Source organism: Wolbachia endosymbiont (group A) of Lasioglossum fulvicorne, assembly GCF_964028605.1.
Lineage (GTDB): Bacteria > Pseudomonadota > Alphaproteobacteria > Rickettsiales > Anaplasmataceae > Wolbachia.
In genome coordinates, this window is sequence record NZ_OZ034798.1 from 187093 (window position 1) to 206997 (window position 19905).

General features: G+C 34.2%; 20 protein-coding genes, 2 other RNA genes and 3 pseudogenes. 17 read left to right on the top strand and 8 right to left on the bottom strand.

Features of this window, described 5'->3' with window-relative positions:
* Positions 1 to 52: 52 nt before the first annotated feature.
* From ssrS to ABWU71_RS01055, 3 genes are all read left to right on the top strand, one after another.
* Positions 53 to 213: non-coding RNA, 6S RNA (gene ssrS, locus ABWU71_RS01045), on the top strand.
* A gap of 1 nt (position 214) precedes the next feature.
* Entirely contained in the window at positions 215 to 694 is a 480-nt protein-coding gene (locus ABWU71_RS01050) for a type II toxin-antitoxin system RatA family toxin (protein WP_265015777.1), read from the top strand.
* A gap of 54 nt (positions 695 to 748) precedes the next feature.
* A complete protein-coding gene (locus ABWU71_RS01055) occupies positions 749 to 1453 on the top strand; it encodes a DsbA family protein (RefSeq protein ID WP_353284577.1) in 705 nt (234 codons plus the stop codon).
* A gap of 29 nt (positions 1454 to 1482) precedes the next feature.
* Here ABWU71_RS01055 and ABWU71_RS01060 read toward each other — a convergent pair whose 3' ends face one another.
* The gene (locus tag ABWU71_RS01060; protein ID WP_006279425.1) at positions 1483 to 1761 is read right to left on the bottom strand and encodes a DUF2671 domain-containing protein; all 279 of its coding nucleotides are present in this window, start codon (positions 1759 to 1761) and stop codon (positions 1483 to 1485) included.
* 258 nt (positions 1762 to 2019) lie between these two features.
* Between ABWU71_RS01060 and ABWU71_RS01065 the strand changes: the two genes are divergently transcribed.
* A complete protein-coding gene (locus ABWU71_RS01065; RefSeq protein ID WP_353284578.1) occupies positions 2020 to 2667 on the top strand; it encodes an O-methyltransferase in 648 nt (215 codons plus the stop codon).
* Position 2668: 1 nt separating this feature from the next.
* On the opposite strand, the gene ABWU71_RS01070 is transcribed toward ABWU71_RS01065, so the two are convergent.
* Complete coding sequence (locus tag ABWU71_RS01070; RefSeq protein WP_353283116.1) at positions 2669 to 3322, bottom strand: glutathione S-transferase family protein; 654 nt, start codon at positions 3320 to 3322, stop codon at positions 2669 to 2671.
* A gap of 373 nt (positions 3323 to 3695) precedes the next feature.
* Here ABWU71_RS01070 and ffs point away from each other — a divergent pair.
* The 7 genes from ffs (at position 3696) to dnaN (ending at position 9914) form a co-directional block, all read left to right on the top strand.
* An RNA gene (ffs, locus tag ABWU71_RS01075) (signal recognition particle sRNA small type) lies at positions 3696 to 3785 on the top strand.
* Positions 3786 to 3806: 21 nt separating this feature from the next.
* The gene (gene dnaX / locus ABWU71_RS01080; RefSeq protein WP_353284579.1) at positions 3807 to 5291 is read left to right on the top strand and encodes a DNA polymerase III subunit gamma/tau; all 1485 of its coding nucleotides are present in this window, start codon (positions 3807 to 3809) and stop codon (positions 5289 to 5291) included.
* 21 nt (positions 5292 to 5312) lie between these two features.
* Complete coding sequence (locus ABWU71_RS01085) at positions 5313 to 5627, top strand: YbaB/EbfC family nucleoid-associated protein (RefSeq protein ID WP_353284855.1); 315 nt, start codon at positions 5313 to 5315, stop codon at positions 5625 to 5627.
* A 632-nt stretch (positions 5628 to 6259) separates the two neighbouring features.
* On the top strand, positions 6260 to 6931 hold the full coding sequence (locus ABWU71_RS01090; RefSeq protein ID WP_353284580.1) for a P44/Msp2 family outer membrane protein: 672 nt from the start codon (positions 6260 to 6262) through the stop codon (positions 6929 to 6931).
* 318 nt (positions 6932 to 7249) lie between these two features.
* Complete coding sequence (locus ABWU71_RS01095; RefSeq protein ID WP_353284581.1) at positions 7250 to 8143, top strand: RNA polymerase factor sigma-32; 894 nt, start codon at positions 7250 to 7252, stop codon at positions 8141 to 8143.
* Positions 8136 to 8633, top strand: coding sequence for an invasion associated locus B family protein (locus tag ABWU71_RS01100; protein ID WP_353284582.1), 498 nt, complete (start codon positions 8136 to 8138; stop codon positions 8631 to 8633). The genes ABWU71_RS01095 and ABWU71_RS01100 overlap by 8 nt, the downstream gene beginning before the upstream one ends.
* 183 nt (positions 8634 to 8816) lie before the next feature.
* Entirely contained in the window at positions 8817 to 9914 is a 1098-nt protein-coding gene (gene dnaN, locus ABWU71_RS01105) for a DNA polymerase III subunit beta (protein WP_410530530.1), read from the top strand.
* 86 nt (positions 9915 to 10000) lie between these two features.
* Here the strand turns inward: dnaN and truA are convergent, their stop codons facing one another.
* Entirely contained in the window at positions 10001 to 10738 is a 738-nt protein-coding gene (gene truA / locus ABWU71_RS01110; protein WP_353284584.1) for a tRNA pseudouridine(38-40) synthase TruA, read from the bottom strand.
* Positions 10739 to 10891: 153 nt separating this feature from the next.
* Between truA and ABWU71_RS01115 the strand changes: the two genes are divergently transcribed.
* Positions 10892 to 11684, top strand: a protein-coding gene (locus ABWU71_RS01115) for an IS5 family transposase (RefSeq protein WP_265023453.1) whose coding sequence is annotated in 2 segments (ribosomal slippage) — positions 10892 to 11155 and positions 11157 to 11684 — 792 coding nt in all. Because the reading frame shifts where the segments join, the coding sequence is not laid out codon by codon here.
* A 6-nt stretch (positions 11685 to 11690) separates the two neighbouring features.
* Here ABWU71_RS01115 and ABWU71_RS01120 read toward each other — a convergent pair.
* A pseudogene (locus tag ABWU71_RS01120) lies at positions 11691 to 11996 on the bottom strand (IS630 transposase-related protein); the annotation flags it as partial.
* A gap of 49 nt (positions 11997 to 12045) precedes the next feature.
* Between ABWU71_RS01120 and ABWU71_RS01125 the strand changes: the two are divergent.
* The gene (locus ABWU71_RS01125; RefSeq protein WP_353284585.1) at positions 12046 to 12801 is read left to right on the top strand and encodes a leucine-rich repeat domain-containing protein; all 756 of its coding nucleotides are present in this window, start codon (positions 12046 to 12048) and stop codon (positions 12799 to 12801) included.
* A gap of 41 nt (positions 12802 to 12842) precedes the next feature.
* On the opposite strand, the gene ABWU71_RS01130 is transcribed toward ABWU71_RS01125, so the two are convergent.
* Positions 12843 to 13649 carry a rhodanese-related sulfurtransferase gene (locus tag ABWU71_RS01130; RefSeq protein ID WP_353284586.1) on the bottom strand — a complete coding sequence of 269 codons (807 nt, stop codon included), beginning with the start codon at positions 13647 to 13649 and terminating at the stop codon, positions 12843 to 12845.
* A 129-nt stretch (positions 13650 to 13778) separates the two neighbouring features.
* Between ABWU71_RS01130 and ABWU71_RS01135 the strand changes: the two genes are divergently transcribed.
* A complete protein-coding gene (locus ABWU71_RS01135) occupies positions 13779 to 15377 on the top strand; it encodes an ABC transporter permease (RefSeq protein ID WP_353284587.1) in 1599 nt (532 codons plus the stop codon).
* A gap of 10 nt (positions 15378 to 15387) precedes the next feature.
* Here ABWU71_RS01135 and ABWU71_RS01140 read toward each other — a convergent pair whose 3' ends face one another.
* Together ABWU71_RS01140 and apaG are read right to left on the bottom strand one after the other, a co-directional pair.
* The gene (locus ABWU71_RS01140; protein WP_341811433.1) at positions 15388 to 16269 is read right to left on the bottom strand and encodes an Rpn family recombination-promoting nuclease/putative transposase; all 882 of its coding nucleotides are present in this window, start codon (positions 16267 to 16269) and stop codon (positions 15388 to 15390) included.
* A gap of 177 nt (positions 16270 to 16446) precedes the next feature.
* Positions 16447 to 16848 carry a Co2+/Mg2+ efflux protein ApaG gene (apaG, locus tag ABWU71_RS01145; RefSeq protein ID WP_179951370.1) on the bottom strand — a complete coding sequence of 134 codons (402 nt, stop codon included), beginning with the start codon at positions 16846 to 16848 and terminating at the stop codon, positions 16447 to 16449.
* A gap of 99 nt (positions 16849 to 16947) precedes the next feature.
* Here apaG and ABWU71_RS01150 point away from each other — a divergent pair, with 99 nt between their 5' ends.
* The 3 genes and pseudogenes from ABWU71_RS01150 to ABWU71_RS01160 form a co-directional block, all read left to right on the top strand.
* Entirely contained in the window at positions 16948 to 18009 is a 1062-nt protein-coding gene (locus ABWU71_RS01150) for a 5-(carboxyamino)imidazole ribonucleotide synthase (protein WP_353284588.1), read from the top strand.
* Between the two features lie 59 nt (positions 18010 to 18068).
* Positions 18069 to 18374, top strand: a pseudogene (locus tag ABWU71_RS01155) (IS630 transposase-related protein); the annotation flags it as partial.
* 60 nt (positions 18375 to 18434) lie between these two features.
* A pseudogene (locus ABWU71_RS01160) lies at positions 18435 to 18888 on the top strand (IS5 family transposase); the annotation flags it as partial.
* 27 nt (positions 18889 to 18915) lie between these two features.
* On the opposite strand, the gene ABWU71_RS01165 reads toward ABWU71_RS01160, so the two are convergent.
* Positions 18916 to 19775, bottom strand: a protein-coding gene (locus ABWU71_RS01165; protein WP_353284076.1) for an IS630 family transposase whose coding sequence is annotated in 2 segments (ribosomal slippage) — positions 18916 to 19451 and positions 19451 to 19775 — 861 coding nt in all. Because the reading frame shifts where the segments join, the coding sequence is not laid out codon by codon here.
* Positions 19776 to 19905: the final 130 nt, after the last annotated feature.

The window sequence follows — 19905 nt, forward strand, 5'->3', positions numbered from 1 at the left end:
TAGCTTTAATATATCTATAGACACACCTTGTATAAATCATCTACAATTAATTAAGGGTCTGTTCTATGCGTTATGAGTTAAGTTAAATTTCCCGAGCGATAATTTCTAGTCAAGGGAATTGCCTCTGTTAATTTCGTTGAAATTGATACGCGATGCCCACCTTAACTTTAGTCTCAGGAATCTACTAAGGCTGACGGTAGATACGGATCCTATTTTGATTGGTTTAACATTTATGCTTCATCAGTACAAAGAACAGGGTGTTTTCCTATGTTCGCCTAATGAAGTATTCCAAATTGTAATTGATGTTGAAAGGTATCCTGATTTTGTTCCTTGGTGCAAAGCAGTTTATATAAAAGAAAAAATTAACAACCAAATGGTTGTGGATCTCCTCGCAGCTTTTCATGGAATTAAAGGTAGATATACATCAGAAGTTACTTCTCTTTCTCCAAGTGGAACAAATGAAGGTTGGATAAAAGCTGTATCATCAAATGGAATATTTAAACATCTATACAATGAATGGCAATTCATTCCCATAGATGAAAATAAAACTATGGTAAAGTTTTATATAGAGTTTAAGTTTAAGTCCAACTCATTTTCCACTTTATTAAACTCAGTATATAAGTATACACAAAGTAAAATAATTGCTGCATTTAAAGATAGGGCTGAAAGCCTTGCTAAACAAAAGTTATCTTGACATTATTAATATAAATGTATAATTTTTTTTAGTAAGTTAAGTGTTTATATTGTAATGATTTTTAGACTATTGTTTTTATTAATTTTCATAAGTGTTAATTCTTATGCAGTTGTTAAGCAAGATTTATCCGATAACCAATACATTCAAAAAAAAACCAATGAAATAACATCAAATGAGCTATTATCGCCATTACCTGATGATAAATTATTAGGAGATCCAAAAGCACCAATTCTAATGGTAGAATATGCTTCATTAACTTGTTATCACTGCTCTCTTTTTCATAGGAATGTTTTTCCTAAAATTAAAGAGAAATATATAGACACAGGTAAGATGTTATATATATTTCGTCATTTTCCTTTGGATTACAGAGGGCTAAAGGCCGCAATGCTAAGTCATTGCTACGAAAAACAAGAAGACTACTTTAATTTTAACAAAGCTGTTTTTAACTCAATAGATTCGTGGAATTACTACAATTTAAGTGATTTGACTTTACTACAAAGAATTGCTGCACTAAGCAACTTAAAGCAAGATGCATTTAACCAATGCATTAATGATAAGAAAATAATGGATAAAATCGTAAATGATAAATCACTGGCAATTAATAAACTTGGTATCACAGCCACTCCAATATTTTTCATCAAGCTTAACGATAATAAATCATATATAGAGCATAATAAAGTTAAACATGAAGGGTATAAAGAGCTGAAATACTTCACTGATGTGATAGATAAATTATATGGAAAAGCCATAGTGGAGTAATACCACTGTAGCTTACCATATAAAAGACTCTATGCTGAGTCATTGTTTTTCACTACTGTTTGTTGTTTTTTACGCTCAAACTCTCTTTTTTTACTGTGCCAAGTGTAGTAATACATAGCGATTTTATTCTCTATTAATACTATTGTCCCATCATAAAACTGAACCATATCCATAACTTTTCTCTGAGCTTCATCAAAACGTTCTTTATACTTTTCACGATAAGCTGGATTATGTAGTAACATAACCCCTTCATTCTTGTTAGATTTTTTGTTTAACGTTTCAACTTCACCAGCAATAGTATAAGACATATAACCCCCTCTAATTGATTATAAAAATTATATTTTAAAAAGAGAAATGCGCATAAACAATCCCTTTAATTCTAGCATAATAATCGACTGTTTATTATACTAGTTAACTATAGTACGATATATAATAATTTTTGTCACTTAAAATTTTATACTATGAAATAATAACTTAAAATAAATGTTTTTATTATTTTAAACTATATTATTATATTTATAAATTGTGTATGAATTAAGTCTCCCTAATTTATAATATGAAACGTAATGCGTAACAACTTTTGTATAAAATTGTCATATATAAGAAATCTATTTGCAAAAGAATATAAAAAAATAGAAAAATATTGTATTCTTGAAAAAAAGCAACATATTCAAATTGGCCCTGAAGAAGGAAAGCTATTAAGTTTATTTATAAAAATCCAAAAAATCAAAAGTATTGTTGAGATTGGCACGTTATATGGTTATTCGTCGATTTGCATGGCAAAAGCTTTACTAGAAGACGGTCATATATATACAATAGAAAATAATCCTCAACACTCAAGAATAGCAAAAAAAAATTTTAGTGCTTTTAATCTAAGTGATAAAATTACTCTAATAGAAGGCGATGCACTGGAAAAAATTAATGAATTATCAGCAAAAGCACCATTTGACATGATATTTATCGATGCTGACAAAAGTAGTTATCCTAAGTATTTAGATTGGGCAGAGTCATACATTAAACAAGATGGGCTAATCGTTGCAGATAACACTCTACTGTTTAACACAGTATTTTTAGAATCGCCTCCAAAAGAAGTATCAGAAAAATCATGGCATGCTATGAGGGAGTTTAATAATAGATTATCAGATGAAAAGAAATATTTCTCTATATTGATTCCAACTGATGAAGGAATGACTGTAGCTTTAAAGCTAACATAAGTTAAAAATCAAGGTCAGCATAATGTTTAGGAGGGATTAAACCAGAAATCCTCTCTAATAATATCTCACGAAAACAAGGCTTTGATTTAACAATGGAGTACCATTCTTTTAAAATTTTACTTTTTTCCCATGGAAAACTACTTACATAATCCATTACGGAAATATGCGATGCTAAAGCAATATCAGCTAAAGTGAACTTATCAGTTGCAAGCCAAACGTTCTTGTTAATTAAGTGTTCGATGTATTCCATATGGCAAGGCAGGTTATGCTGAGCTGCATGAAGAAATCTAGAGTCAGGGCTGCGGTTAGTAATTACTTTTTCATTCATAATATACTTAGTAACTTCATTGTAAAATTTGTTATCGAACCAATTGATTAGAGCGCGTATTTTAGACTTAATAATAGTGGATGAACCAAGTAATTTGACGTCGCTATTGTAAGTCTCTTCTATATATTCACAAATGGCATTACTGTCCGCTATTACAAAGTTATTATCTATTAATACTGGTACTTGCCCGGTTGGGTTGATCTCCATAAATTCATTCCGCTTTTCCCACGGATTTTCATATACTAGATCACAGCCCAATTTTTTTTCTTTTAGAAAAGCTCTAACTTTTCGTGAAAATGGACAAAGAGGAAAATGATATAAAATCATAACATCTCTCCTTTGTCATCTCCCTTTCCTTTGTCATCCAAGTAGCTGACACTGGGATCCAGAAAAAAAGATATGGATCTTAGTAGATCTCTTGCATAACCTTTTATTGCTTCAGCACTTATCATTTTATGACTTGACCACATGGTCCAGTTGTTGAAGAGATCCAGTGTCACACACTGGGATGACAAAAATTGGCACTGGGGTAGCATTAACAAGCACCTGGATGACAAAGGTGAGGGCTGAAATGACAATCTTTGCATGACAACTAACTTTTTGTTTACTTCAAAATAGCACTGTAAAAAATTTAACATATCAAATTATAGAGCTAATATAGGATATACCTTGCTAAATAAAAAAAAAAGTATAATATTTTATAAGGTATGCAGGCAAGAACTCTGTAATTTGGTCAGATCAGAAATGAAGCAGCCATATCAGAACCTTTTTGGGTTGCATACCTATTTCATTATTTGTTTTATCCGAGGCTATGAATATAGCATTAAAACATCGTCCTAGTAGCTTCAAAGATCTAGTAGGTCAAGATATACTAGTGCGTGTATTAGAAAATGCTTTTATTTTAAACAAAATCCCACAATCTATACTGCTCTCTGGTAGTAGTGGAGTTGGTAAAACCACCACTGCAAGGATAATAGCTTTATGTTTGAATTGTTCCATGGGACCAATTTTTGAACCTTGCGGATCATGTGAAAATTGTCTAGCAATAAAAAATTCAAGCCATCCAGATGTAATTGAAATCGATGCGGCAAGTCACACTAGCATTGACGATATTAAAGTAATCCTGGGAGATATTTGCTATTCACCTATAAGCTCTAAATTCAAAGTCTACATTATAGATGAAGTACATATGTTATCCAGCAGCGCATTTAACGCATTACTTAAAACCCTAGAAGAGCCACCATCTAGTGTAAAATTCATTTTAGCAACTACGGAAATAAAAAAGATACCGATAACTATTATTGCACGTTGTCAAAGGTTTGATTTACACAACATTCCTGTAGCTAAAATAGTGGAACGTTTAAATGATGTTGCACAAAAAGAGAGTTATTCCATTGAAAAGGGAGCATTAGAATTAATTGCACGACATTCTGGAAATTCAATGCGTAACGCCTTGTTTTTGATGAATCAAGCAGTGCTATATAGCAAAGATGGTGCAATATCCACTAAAAATGTGACAGACATACTTGGCCTAGTGGATAAAGATATTATATTCGATCTATTAGGGGCAATATTAGAAGGTGATTTACAGAAAGCTCTATCAGTGTTTGACAAGGCGATAAAAACAGCAAACCCACTTAGTATTTTTGAAGGTCTATTGCAAACAATTCAGTTAATATGCCGTTTTTTAATTACGAAAGAGATTGATAGTGCAGTTACAGAGCATGAAAAGAATAGGATAAAAGATTTAAGTATAAAGAGATCTTTAATATTTTTTTCGAGATTGTGGAAGGTGTTGCTTAAAGGTATTCAAGATATAAAAACTTCAACATGCAACGATGTTGCTGCTGAAATGATGTTAATTAGCCTCTGTTATCTTTCTGATCTGCCTTCTCCGGAACAGGTGGTCAAAAAAATTCTTTCGCAGAATGCACAGCCGGAAAATACGCGTAATGTAAGAAATGAACAGCAACAAAATTATGATTTTGACAAAGTTTTGCAACTATTAAGGCGGAGTAACCAAATTTATCTTTACAAACAACTGTGTAATAATCTACAACTAATAGATTGTAAACCTGGATATTTAAAATTAAAAGCTGTATCTAAGTTGGATAGTAATTTTTGCAATGATTTAAAAAACTACTTAAACCAGGTGACTCAGCAGGAGTGGGTTATTACAGTTGATACGGGTTATATAAACAGGGAAGTGAGTAATTTAAATTATGCACCTGCAGTTAAGGATATACTTGACACGTTTAAAGGTGCAAAAGTAGTTAATATAGAAAATAAGGAGTAAGTTGTGGATTTTAGTCAAATAATGAAACAAGCGCAAGAGATGCAAAAAAAGCTTGCAGAAGCTCAAGAAAAATATATTGGAAAAGAGTTTCAAGGTATTTCTGGTGGTGGCAAAGTTTCTGTATTAGTGGAAGTCATAAAAATAGGTAGCTATAAAGCTAAAAAGGTGAACATAGACTTAGAACTTATGAGAAATGAGGAAAAAGATATAGTAGAGGATTTAGTAACAGCAGCGTTTAATGATGCCGTTAAAAAAGCAGAAGAAGATATGGCGAATGCAACTTCTGATCTTGCAGGTATGATGGTTTTACCACCTGGGTTTAAACTTCCTTTTTGAATTTATTTCTATACTACTGAAGTTTCTTTTAGTGTAAGTATTTTTTTCTAATATTTCCAACGCTAGTACTTCTTCATATAATGCACCTATAGCTAGCACAACCCTACGTCATGCCGCGGTTCATTCCATAACTGTACGAACATTGCAATATGGCACATAGTAAACGATGTCATTCCAGTGCTTGACACTGGAATCCAGCCTTGCCGTAATCTCATCAAGAACGTTGTGCTTTAACATAAAACGGCTACTTTTATGCTTACCAACTTAATAAAATTCCTGGATCCCAGTGTCAAGCACTGGGATGACAAGAAGAGGGTACTTGAATAAGAGGCATTGCCCTCCTGGTAGACCCAAATTGCAATGTTCGTGCAGTTATGGATTCATTCGCGGTATCTCATCCGCTAACAAGCAGCGGAATGACGAGGTCTTTCGATAGTAAATCTTACCTATGTTAGCTATACCAAAAAATCAAGAGTAAAAAAGTTGTATTTATTCATTAATAAAATCTTTGTCTTCTCCTAAAAATTAGTTAAAATGTAGGATACTTTGTGTTATTAAGTTAGCACTTGACTTAACTTTAGTTGTTACTTAGACTGCTAAAGTGGAATTTTAATTTTTTTACGAGGACAATTATGCATTATAAAAAGTTTTTTTCAGCAGCCGCTTTAGCAACGTTGCTAAGTTTATCAAACTCTGCTTTTTCAGATCCTGTTGGTCCAATAAGTGATGAAGAAACTAGCTACTACGTTCGTTTGCAATACAACGGTGAAATTTTACCTCTTTTCACAAAAATTGATGGTATTACAAATGCAACAGGCAAAGAAAAGGATAGTCCCTTAAAAGCATCTTTTATAGCTGGTGGTGGTGCGTTTGGCTATAAAATGGACGACATCAGGGTTGACGTTGAAGGACTTTACTCATGGTTGAATAAAGATGCAGATGTAGTAGGTGACACAGTTGCAGATAATTTAACAGCAATTTCAGGACTAGTTAACGTTTATTACGATATAGCAATTGAAGATATGCCTATTACTCCGTATGTTGGTGTTGGTGTTGGTGCAGCATATGTAAGCAATCCTTTAGCAACAAAAGTTACTGATGATAAAGCCTCTGGGTTTGGTGTTGCTTATCAAGCAAAAGCTGGTGTTAGTTATGATGTAACTCCAGAAGTCAAACTTTATGCTGGAGCTCGTTATTTCGGCTCTTATGGTGCTAACTTTGGTAAGGCAACTAAAGACGATGCCGGAATCAAAGTTCTTTACAGCACTGTTGGTGCAGAAGCTGGAGTAGCGTTTAATTTCTAGTCTATCTCAGTCTTGTTATCCCAGTGGGTTTTTTCTTGTCATCCAAGTAGCATGACACTGGGATCTAGAAAAAAGAAATGTGGATTCCAGTGTCAAGGCACTGGGATAACACTACTTGCTGTGTGTTTAAGCTATAATGTTCATCATTACAAGCTGACAGGATGTCATTTTAATATTATATGGTGTCACCCAGGTAGCTGATGCTGGGGTTTCTAAGATCCCAATTAGATGGAAGGTTTGTACTTTTTTCAAATCAAAGCTTGAATTTTTGCTGGAAAATCAATATATTATATATATGAAGTTTTAATTTAAGTTGTTATGTTGACCTCAATGGCAAACTTATGTGTCGATAGCAGAACCAATCTCATGCAATATATTGCTAGGGTGCAAAAATTTCCTATGCTGTCTCAAGAGGAAGAGGTACGATTAGCAAAAAATTGGAACCAATATAAGGATGTTTCTTCTGCTCATAAATTGATTACCAGCCATTTGAATTTGGTAGTGAAAATTGCAATGAAATTCAAAAATTATGGGCTATTGTTGATGGACCTGGTCATGGAAGGGAATATGGGTTTAATGCATGCAGTAAAAAAGTTTAATCCTGATTTAGGGTTTCGTTTTTCAACTTATGCAGTGTGGTGGATTGAAGCTTCAATAAAAGACTTTATATTGAAATCTTGGTCATTTGTGAAAATAGGCACAACGCAAGCACAAAGAAGATTATTTTTTAGTTTACGTAAAATAAAAAAAAGAATTTTACGGTATACAAACAGAGAAACTTTAAATAATGAAGAAATAAAAGCAATATCTAATGAGCTTTCTGTATCCGAAGGAGATGTTGTACAAATGAATTACCGTTTGGCTTGTAAGGATCAGTCGCTAAACGATTGCATAAAAATAGGTGATGACTCTAAAAGGGAGTTGCAAGATATGATCCCATGTAACTTGGTCAGTCAAGAAGTAACCTATCAGAATCATGAAGAAAAAGAATTAAAAGAAACAATTTTAAACAATGCACTAGCGAGCCTCAACGAAAGGGCAAGAGACATTTTTATCAGTAGATATTTGTCTGAAAACATTCAAACTCTGGATGAACTTAGTAAAAAATATTGTGTTTCAAGAGAAAGAATAAGGCAGTTGGCTGAGCAGGCGATGGCTAAGGTAAAACAATATATACAATCTGAAAGTTTGAAATTTGGTTTGCATGCGTAGTTTTTTTATATTTCTAATATTTTTTTCAATAGGCGCTTTTGCATCAGTTAGTGATGTGCAATTGAAGGAAAAATATAAAGATTGGCTCGTGTATACTGCATTGGAAGATGGAGAGAAAGTATGTTATATTGTATCCTATCCTAAAAAAAAAAGCGAACATTATACAACCAACCGCAAGCCGTATGTAATGGTCAGTTATGTTGATAAAAAAGCAGATGAGGTAAGCGTTACCTCTGGTTTTCAGTATGACAAGGAGCCTGTAGCTCTCAATATCGACAAAAAAATTAAATATACATTGCCTATAATACAGGGAAGTTTTGCGTGGGTAGATCATACAAAAATAGATCAAGATCTCATTCTAAAAATGAAGCAGGGATTATCAATGGTAGTGAATGGAAAAGCAAAAACAGTGACCATTGATGATACTTATTCCCTACTTGGTTTTCAAAAAGCGTATCAAAAAATGCATGATTTATGCCATACAAAGTAAACTATTGTAACAGAATACCTAGCTATAGTATAAACTAGACTACTCTTTCAATGGGAATATAAATAGCACTTTACTTTATATGGGATGTGGATATCATTTAAAATATATTTTTGAGAGTTAGCAATGTCAGAGGTTGCAGGTGTAGATACAGAAATCAAAAAGCAAAATTCTGTGTGCGAGCAGATGCATTTTAGCGTGAGCCGCACAAGTCTTTTAAATACATTATCCAGAGTAAGTGGAGTGGTTGAAAGGCGTAATGCAATAGATGTTTTGGCATGTATAAATATCAAAGCACAACACGGCAGCATAAAATTAATGGCAACTGATCTTGACATTTCAATGTTTGCCTCACTTGCTGCAACCGTATTAACAGAAGGAGAAGTAAAAATTTCAGCGCATACTTTACATGACATAGTGAAGAAGTTACCCGCTGATTTGGATGTCAATTTTGAAGTAAATAACCAAGGAAAATTATTGATGTCTTGCGGAAATGCAAACTTTTCTTTACCGAATGTAGTTTCAAGCAGTTTTCCTGCTCTTGAAGAAGACAATTATAAACATGATTTTATTCTACTAAATACGGACCTGATAGACTTATTAACTAAAACAAAATTTGCTGTATCACTAGATGATACAAGGTATAATTTAAATGGAATATATCTACATACAGATGAGCAGTTTCTGTACTGCGTTGCAACTGATGGCCATCGTTTATCATGTATAAAGAGGCCAAAGCCTGGGAACATCAATGGCGAATTTGGTGTGATCATTCCACGTAAAACTGTTATGGAGCTGTTAAAAATATTGGACGATTGTAATGAAATTAAAGTAAAACTCTCAGACAGAAAAATCAAGTTTACATGCGGTGAATATATTCTAATATCAAAATTAATAGATGGGACTTTTCCAAATTATAAAGCAGTTATTCCAGCATCTCAAGATAAGCATATGATTATTGAAAGTAAAAAACTTTCAGATGTTATAGATCGAGTTTCCGTTGTTGTACCTGATAAAGTAAAATCCATTAAATTCTCACTACAAGAAAAGCTGCTAACTCTGCATTCAAACTCCCAAGAGTGCAGTGATGCAACTGAATCCATAGAAGTGTACTATGATAAATCCCCTATGGAGATAGGGTTCAATTCACGATATTTGCTTGATGTTCTATCCTGCATAAAAAATAAATGTAAGTTTAGCTTAGCCGATGGTAATAGTGCTACAATTATCACTGATGAAGACGATTCAAGTGTATTATATGTAGTGATGCCAATGAGAACTTAAACACGTTATCCGCTGCTTGTTAGCTGGATCTGGAGATACCGTGGCGGTATGACACTTATTTCACTAAGAATGTTATTTTTTATTAATTAGTAATCTATCTTTACCAAATACAAGCCAAAAGGCGGCGAGGTAACCCCAGCGGCACTTCTTTTGCATTGGCTTAATATATTTAGCATTTCTTGCGGATTGGTTCTATTTTTTCCAAATTCAACTAAAGTACCCACAATAATTCTCACTTGGTTATGTAAAAAGGAAATAGCAGATATTTTGATGTGTATATGATTCCCGTTTTGTATTATATCGATATCATCAATTGTTCTTATCGGATTTGCGGCGTGACAATCTTTTGAACGGAAACTTGAAAGGTCATGTTTTCCAAGTAGATGTTTAGCAGCTTCACGCATAATATTTACATCAAGTGGGCTAAACACTTGCCATACATAACCCCTCTCCAGAGCGGCAGGAGCATAGCGATTAACTATTCTGTATTCGTAATATCTTTTTTTTGCTGAAAACCGTGCGTGAAACGTATCATCTACAACTTCCGCATTAAGCACAACTATAGGAATTGATTTTAAATGATAGTTTATTGCATTCCTTATTCTATAAAGCTCAAATTCCTTTTCCATATCAAAATGAGCAATTTGTCCTAAAGCATGAACCCCTGCATCAGTCCTGCCACCACAGTACAAAGTAACTTTCTCACCACTAAAATTAAATATAGCATTTTCTATCTTCTCCTGGATTGAGTTAGCAGAGTGTTGCTGTTTTTGCCAACCAGAGAAACTACTACCATTATATTCTACCGTTATTTTGTATCGCACTGCATTACATCAAGCTCTATCTAAAATAGTCATTTTCTATCTTAACATAATTTATGGTCAAGCCTACAACTGTACGAACATTGTGATATAAGAACCTGTACATGATCTCAAGAAAGGAATAAACTAAGAGATAATATATATAAGTTAGGATATATGAGGAGTTTATACCCAAGTGATATAAGTCGGGAAAGATTTGAGATTATGTTACCAGATCTAGAGTCCTGTAGAAAAAAAACAAAACCAAGGAAACTTGATTTGTATGATGTATTTTGTGGAGTGTTATACGTTCTGAAAAGCGGTTGTCAGTGGAGAATGCTACCAAAAGAGTTTCCAAAATGGCGCAATTGTTACGACTATTTTAAGAAGTGGAGTGAAAAACCAGATGCAGATAAAGAAAGTGTTCTGGAGCTGGTGTTAAAAAAAAATAGTTGGCGTGGTCCGACAAAACAATGGTCGGAAAGAAAAAACCAGCTTCTGCATAATTGATGCACAGAGTGTAAAAAATGCAGATACTGCTGAAGAAAAAGGCTATGATGCAGGCAAAAAGATTTCAGGAATAAAACGCCATATTGCAGTAGATACGCAAGGTTTGCCCCATGCAATTTATATAACAACAGCAGAGATAACTGACCGTAGCAGTGCTGTGAGAATGGTCGAAAATGCAAAAGAAAACCTCTCGGGAGTTAAAAATGTACTGGTTGATGCAGGCTATACTGGAGAGAATTTTGCAACTCAAATAAAAACGATTATTGGTGCAACCGTTGAAGTGATAAAAAGAAATGAATTACATTCCTTTGTTGTATTGCCCAAAAGATGGGTTGTGGAGCGATCTTTTGCTTGGTTAGAAAAATGTAGAAGATTGTGGAAAAATTGTGAGCGAAAACTCAATACTAGCCTACAAATGGTCGTTCTGGCTTTCACTGCCTTACTTCTGAAAAGATTATGAACAGGCTCTGAGAGCTCGGTGGATCGTTTGGATACTAACTTTGCCCCAAAGTTTAGCCATTTCCGACAGAGTCTTTCCTCCGTTTTCTCTGGCAAATTTAGCAAAGGCATCCCAGTCGGTAATTTTGTGATTGTAACCTCCATTTCCAAGTTTTTTTGATTGAAAGTCTCCTGTTTCTTTTCTTCTTTGCTGCCACTCCCATAAAGTAGTTCGTCCAATTTTAAATCTTGCTGCCACTGTTTCTCTGCTTCCTCCCTCCTCTAGCGCTTCCATTGCTTTTTTCCTTAAGTCATAACTATATGCTGCTGGCACTCAACCTCCTTATCATCGTCTATCCTTATCTTATCACATCCGGACTTCTATGAAAAGAGCTATAAGTGGGTGCAAGATTGGTGTTGAAGTTGCAAAAGAATTAACCAAACTTACAAATCTTACTTCACTTGATTTAGGTAAGTGCAAGATTAGTGTTGAAATTGTAAAAGAATTAGCTGAGCTCAAAAATCTTACTTCACTTGATTTAAGAGGGTGCAAGATTAGTGTTGAAATTGTAAAAGAATTAGCTGAGCTCAAAAATCTTACTTCACTTGATTTAAGAGGGTGCAAGATTAGTGTTGAAATTGTAAAAGAATTAGCTGAGCTCAAAAATCTTACTTCACTTCATTTAATTGAGTGCAAGATTGGTGTTGAAGTTGCAAAAGAATTAACCAAACTTACAAATCTTACTTTACTCAATTTAATTGGTTGCAAGATTAGCAATGAAGTTGCAAAAGAATTAGATAAACTCAAAAAAAATCCTTCTTCACTTAATATAATTGGTTACAAGATTAGCGGTAAAGGTGCAAACGTAAAACTGCAGAATGAGGTATCAAACTCGCAAGAAAAACTTAAAAGCAGTAGCAAATACTATATTTGTGGAGCAGCAGTTGGTTTAGTTATTGGTCTAGTTGCAGCATATCGTTTAGGGGCTGCTGCTTTAACTCCTGTTGGCGTCTCTGTTGCAGTGTTTATTGCATCTGCTGTAATTGGTGCATTGCTTGGAGCTGGGGTGGGTTATGCTGTGAGTACATATCTTGAAAGCACTGAATTAAACAATATGCAAGCACGAAGGAGTTGTTGAAGATCCGTGTTAAATTCTAGTACAGGAGCTTTTTTCTAATGCTAAAGTTTACAACCAGAACAAACCACCTGGCCACGTGGAACTGATTTCAGTTTATCAGTTGAAACTTGATTTGAGCAGAATATGCATTTTATTGTGTTGCTTGGAGTAAGTGAGTTATCAACAGCAATTCTATCATCAAAAACAAAACACTCACCTTCCCAATTACCATTTTTATTATAAGTTTTTTCAAGGTAAGAAAGAATGCCGCCTTTAAGATGGTAAACATCGCTAAATCCAAGGCTTTTCATATATGCTGTAGATTTTTCGCATCTAATTCCACCAGTGCAGTACATAGCCACTTTCAGGTCTTTACTCTCAGAAAATGACTCTGTCCACTGAGGAAATTCACGGAAACATTGTGTGTGTGGATTAATTGCATTCTTAAACTTGCCTAATTTCACTTCATACTCATTTCGTGTATCTATTACTAAAACGTCAGGTTGAGAAGTAAAATCATCCCAATGCTCTGGATCAACATATTTACCCTTAAGGGAAATATCAAGATTGCTTACACCAAGATTCACAATCTCTCTTTTTAACTTTACCTTCATCTTACTAAATGGTTGATATTCTGCTGCACTCTCTTTCCATGTAAGGTCCCTTAGCCTATAATCAGAACGTAGAAAATCAAATATTTTATCAATCGCGTTTCTTTCACCAGATACGGTTGCATTAATACCCTCTTCTGCAAGGAGTATAGTACCCTTTAATTCAACGTTGTCGCATGCAGTTTTTATTTCATCTTTCATGTCATAATAATTAGAAAGTTCTACAAAGTGATAGAAAGTTGCAATGACGAAGCTCATGATTATTCACTTATCAACTAAGAACATGATACACAAAATTATAAAGATATTCAATAGTACGGCTGTTAATTACTGGATATCTTCAGTTTTTACATATAACATTTTAATATCAAATATAGACACAAATTAATGTTTTTGAGAGTATTTAAAAATATATTCTTATTTTTAGTAAGTATATTATTCGTCTGCCCAATATTATCATTAATATCAATCTTATTTACAGATACAGCGAACTCCGGATGGGTAATTAGTACACTTTTTCCTGAATATATACTGAGTACGTTAATTTTGATGGTAGGAGTAGGGGGAATATCTTTCATATTTGGAGTAATTCCAGCTTGGCTCACCACATTTTTTTCATTTCCTGGAAGTAAAATTTTTGAGATTGCTTTGTTCTTTCCGATATCGATTCCTGGATATATAGTAGCGTTCGTCTATGTAAATACGCTAGAGTTTTCAGGTCCGGTGCAGAGCTCATTAAGAGACATTTTAGATTGGAGCAAAGGTGACTATTGGTTTCCTGAAATAAAATCCCTAGGTGGTGGAATATTAGTAATGGGATTTAGCCTATATCCATACGTTTATATGTTAGTCCGCTCAAGTCTAAAGAATGTTAGTAACTCAGTCACTATTGCATCAACACTTGGGTTCTCCTCATTGAAGAGCCTGTTTTCTGTCATCATACCCTCCATACGTCCATCAATTATAGCAGGGTTGTCCTTAGTACTAATGGAAGTAATTACGGATTTTGGCACACCACAGTTTCTTGCTATTGATACTTTCACGACAGGAATATATCGCACTTGGTTTTTACTGCATGACAAATATTCAACTACTGTTTTAGCAGTTGCAGAATTGATTTTCGTTGCAACACTAATAGCTATCGAAAAAAAACTACAAAAAAAAGGAATATCTTACTCTTCAATCAATACCAATTCAGATTATCACAACAAACGGAGTATAAGTGGCACTATACCATTGATCTTTGCTTATCTTATGTGTGTATTGCCGATATTAATAGGTTTTATTTTGCCAATGATTCCTCTCATATATTGGAGCATAGAGAAGGGGTTTTTCATATACGAAGCAAGGTTCTATAACATAATAGCAAATAGCGTTAGTTTATCATTCATCACTGCACTAATCTCAATTAGCATTGCAATAATTATTGGATATACGGCGCGTAAAAATAAGGTAATCAATAATGTAGCACGTCTCATTTCTTTAGGCTACGCAATTCCAAATGCAATTATCGCAATTAGCATAATAATATTTTTAAGCAGAATATCCTCTTTCATTACTCAATATATTGTGGAAATTAGCTTGGTAGGAACTATTGGCGCATTAGTTTACTCATATTTATTTCGTTTTTTTGCTATATCTTTCAAGGCGGTAGAGTCAGGGCTCAAAAAAACACCAAATGAAATTGAGTGGACTGCATATACTATGGGTCATGGACCTATTTCCACATGTTTGAATGTTCATATCCCTCTCATCAAGAAGAGTATATTATCGGGATTTTTGCTCGTATTTATGGATACTATCAAAGAGCTCACAGCAACACTTATTATAAGACCATTTAATTTTGAAACTATATCAACTAGAATATATGAACTTGTAAGCGATGAGCGCTATAGAGAAGCTGCCCCATTTTCGTTAATAATAGTTATAATAGGCTTAATCTCTACAATAACCTTATTTACACTTGATGATAAGGATAAAAAATAAACGTAACCGTTCACAGATTTCCACTTAATTCTTCAATCTCACTAATAGAAAGGCCAGTAAACTTAACAATAGTGTTGACATCAACATTATTAGCCAGCATTGCTTTTGCGACTTCAATTTTCCCTTTCTCTATACCTTTTTGTATACCTTTCTCTTCAGCAAGATCAAGTCTGTATTCAAGAATAGCTTCTTCTTTGCGTAGATCCATTATCCTTTCTTCATAGGCTACTAAATCTTTTTCGTTCCAACGAAACTTGTCTAATTCATCATATGCTAGCTTTATTATTGGCGCTTTTTCTGCTATCTCTTTTAAGTCTTCTTCTGTTGTTTCTTCTGCGTATTTAAAAAAGAAACACCACCTTTCTACTATACTTTCTAACTGCTCTACTTTATTTTTTGCGAATTTAGGCAACTCAATAAAGACAAACTGAAAATCTTTTAAGTAATGGCCGTTAGTTTTTATATCACGTATATTGTGAGTAGAAATATAATCAACTTCTTCAGGAAGTAAGTTACAATTTGATATAGCAATAAAGAAGACTTTCTTTAAATCAATGTAGTTGCCAGATTTATCTAATTGTCTTGAGTAGGCTTTAGCGGCATATAATTGAGCGCGTTTTTCGAAGCCCTTGTCTCTAGCGAGCTGCATTTCTGCTATATATCTATTTCCGTGAGAATCCTTGCAGAGAACATCAACAATACTTTGTTTATCAGAGGCAACTTCGGGATCCATAATAGTGCTAAGAAACTCAACTTCTTGTATTGCATTTATCTCAGTAAACCCTAAAATATCGTTCAAAAAGTGGATCAGGATATTCTTATTTTTTTCCGTTCCAAAGATTTTTTTGAAACACAAATCATTGCGAGGATCGAGAAATTTTGAAAGAGCCATGGCAAAAATGCTTGAAAATATTAATAATTATACACTATTATTAACAATTATTCAACCATATTTTTGAAGATAGCTAGTTTCTGTATTTATTTTAAATTGAAGAAAGCGCAAATGAAAGATCGTGCTTTGCTAAAAATCACAGAATGCAGTCTGGTTACAAATAAACTATTTTGACAGTTAATGGGGTCTAGTTTTGATGTATGGACTATCCAAAGAAAAGGGTGGTATCATAACTTCAAAAACTTTTATGCTTTCTTCATTCAGAAATTCATACTTACCCTGCATTATTCCTGACGGTACATTTAAGTATGTTCCACTTGTGTATTTAAATACCTCTCCAGATTTTATCACAGGCTGTTCTCCGATAACACCAACTCCGGCAATTTCATTTACTTTGCCCTTATAATCTATTATTTGCCAATGACGACTTAACAATTGAATAGTTGATTGGCTTTTGTTTTTTATCTTAACGTTATACATCCATACATAGCAATTTTCATAAGGAATGGATTGCTCTTCAATGTAAATTGGTAAAACTGTAACTTCAACAAAGTTGGTAGTCAATGTGTATTCTAGAATCATTATAGAATATTCATGATAAAAAGATAATATTCTAATTATATACTTTTTTCATAGATTTTTCAAGTATACTTTAATTAGGAAATATCAATTTATAGTATGAACGAACCAGATGCGCTTAGCAAAAAAGTAATAGGAATAATAGGTGGTGGACAATTAGGTAAAATGACTGCTATCGCTGCAACAAAACTTGGACAAAAAACACATGTTTTTGCCAGTGCTAAAGACGATCCGGCTTGCTCCGTTGCTGATGATTTCACAATAGCAGATTTCTCTGATAAGAAAGCGCTTGAATCTTTTGCACAGAGTGTGGATTTAATTACTATTGAGTCTGAAAATATTCCATGTAGCGCAATTGATATCGATGTAAATTTTTATCCGGGTAAAAAAGCGTTACACATTTCGCAAAACAGATTGAGAGAAAAGTATTTTATTAAAAACTTGGGTGTAAAAACTGCTAACTATAAGAGTATACAAAATTATAATGAGCTACTGAAAAGCAGTGGAACTTTTGGCTATCCAATAAGGCTGAAAACAACAGAAATGGGTTACGATGGAAAAGGACAATATGTGCTTGAGAATGATTCTGAAGTGAAGCAATTTGCTTCCTTTGATTGGAATACAGAGTACATTCTTGAAGCAAGTGTTGATTTACTGAAAGAGGTTTCAATAGTCGTTGCAAGAGATAAAAACGGTAAAGTAGCTTTTTTTCCTATAGCAGAAAATTACCACGTTGATGGAATACTTGATACTTCAACAGTGCCAGCTAAAATAGATAGTAAATTAACTCAAGAGGTACAACGAGCTGCAAAGAAAATAGCAAATGCGCTCGATGTAATAGGAATTCTGGCTATTGAATTTTTTGTTACTAAAGATAACGAATTGTTAGTTAATGAACTAGCTCCCAGACCTCACAATTCTTGCCACTGGAGCTTGGATGCATGTAACGTTAGTCAATTTGAACAGCTAGTTAGGATAATATGCGGGCTACCTATGCAGGAAGTAGTATTACGCTTTCCTTGTATGACGAAAAATATAATAGGTAATGATATATATGATTCTCACAAGTATTTGAGCAACGAAAAAGCTAGTTTAACCATATATGGGAAAAAAGAGGTTAGGGATAAGCGTAAAATGGGACATGTCAATATAGATTTATAGCTCTTTTCATAGAAGTCCGGATGTGATAAGATAAGGATAGACGATGATAAGGAGGTTGAGTGCCAGCAGCATATAGTTATGACTTAAGGAAAAAAGCAATGGAAGCGCTAGAGGAGGGAGGAAGCAGAGAAACAGTGGCAGCAAGATTTAAAATTGGACGAACTACTTTATGGGAGTGGCAGCAAAGAAGAAAAGAAACAGGAGACTTTCAATCAAAAAAACTTGGAAATGGAGGTTACAATCACAAAATTACCGACTGGGATGCCTTTGCTAAATTTGCCAGAGAAAACGGAGGAAAGACTCTGTCGGAAATGGCTAAACTTTGGGGCAACGTTAGTATCCAAACGATCCACCGAGCTCTCAGAACCTGTACATGATCTCAAGAAAAGAATAAACTAAGAGATAATATATATAAGTTAGGATATATGAGGAGTTTATACCCAAGTGATATAAGTCGGGAAAGATTTGAGATTATGTTACCAGATCTAGAGTCCTGTAGAAAAAAAACAAAACCAAGGAAACTTGATTTGTATGATGTATTTTGTGGAGTGTTATACGTTCTGAAAAGCGGTTGTCAGTGGAGAATGCTACCAAAAGAGTTTCCAAAATGGCGCAATTGTTACGACTATTTTAAGAAGTGGAGTGAAAAACCAGATGCAGATAAAGAAAGTGTTCTGGAGCTGGTGTTAAAAAAAAATAGTTGGCGTGGTCCGACAAAACAATGGTCGGAAAGAAAAAACCAGCTTCTGCATAATTGATGCACAGAGTGTAAAAAATGCAGATACTGCTGAAGAAAAAGGCTATGATGCAGGCAAAAAGATTTCAGGAATAAAACGCCATATTGCAGTAGATACGCAAGGTTTGCCCCATGCAATTTATAGCATTTCTTATAATAGTCCGAACAGGTCATAGGAAGGCAGAATCAACAGCACGACGAAAGGATTCGAATAGAGGAATGTTTTTCCTAGCTCTGTTTTTTATAGCAAACCAATGATGCTCAATTTTGTTGAAATCTGGAGAATACGGCGGCAGATACAAAATTTCTGCACCAACTCCTCTAGCAAGCTCGATAATCTTACCAGACTTATGAAAAGTAGCATTGTCAAGAATGACAGTCTGTCCAGGTTCCAAGATCGGTGTCAAAAATTGCTCAAACCATCCATTAAAAACATCCATATTACAGTGGCCTTCAAAGGTTAATGGAGCAACTATCTTTCTTCTACTTAAGGCTGCAACCATACTGATTCGTTGAGTTTTCTTTCCAGATTTTAGGCCATAAAACCGCTGTCCTTTCTGGCAATACCCATATGGATAGTCCTCTGTGTTATCAATGCCAGACTCATCTATATAAACTAAGTTTTCTGGTTCTTTTGTTGCTATAATTTTTAAGAATTCAGCACGTTTTTCTTCGTTTCTTTCCTTGTATCCATATGTCTTTTTTTGCGCGTAAATCCAATTTTTCTGAGAGCTCGGTGGATCGTTTGGATACTAACGTTGCCCCAAAGTTTAGCCATTTCCGACAGAGTCTTTCCTCCGTTTTCTCTGGCAAATTTAGCAAAGGCATCCCAGTCGGTAATTTTGTGATTGTAACCTCCATTTCCAAGTTTTTTTGATTGAAAGTCTCCTGTTTCTTTTCTTCTTTGCTGCCACTCCCATAAAGTAGTTCGTCCAATTTTAAATCTTGCTGCCACTGTTTCTCTGCTTCCTCCCTCCTCTAGCGCTTCCATTGCTTTTTTCCTTAAGTCATAACTATATGCTGCTGGCACTCAACCTCCTTATCATCGTCTATCCTTACCTTATCACATCCGGACTTCTATGAAAAGAGCTATAAGTTAACAGTTTTTCTACGTCATACCGCCACAACTGTACGAACATTGTGATTTGAGAATAATCTCC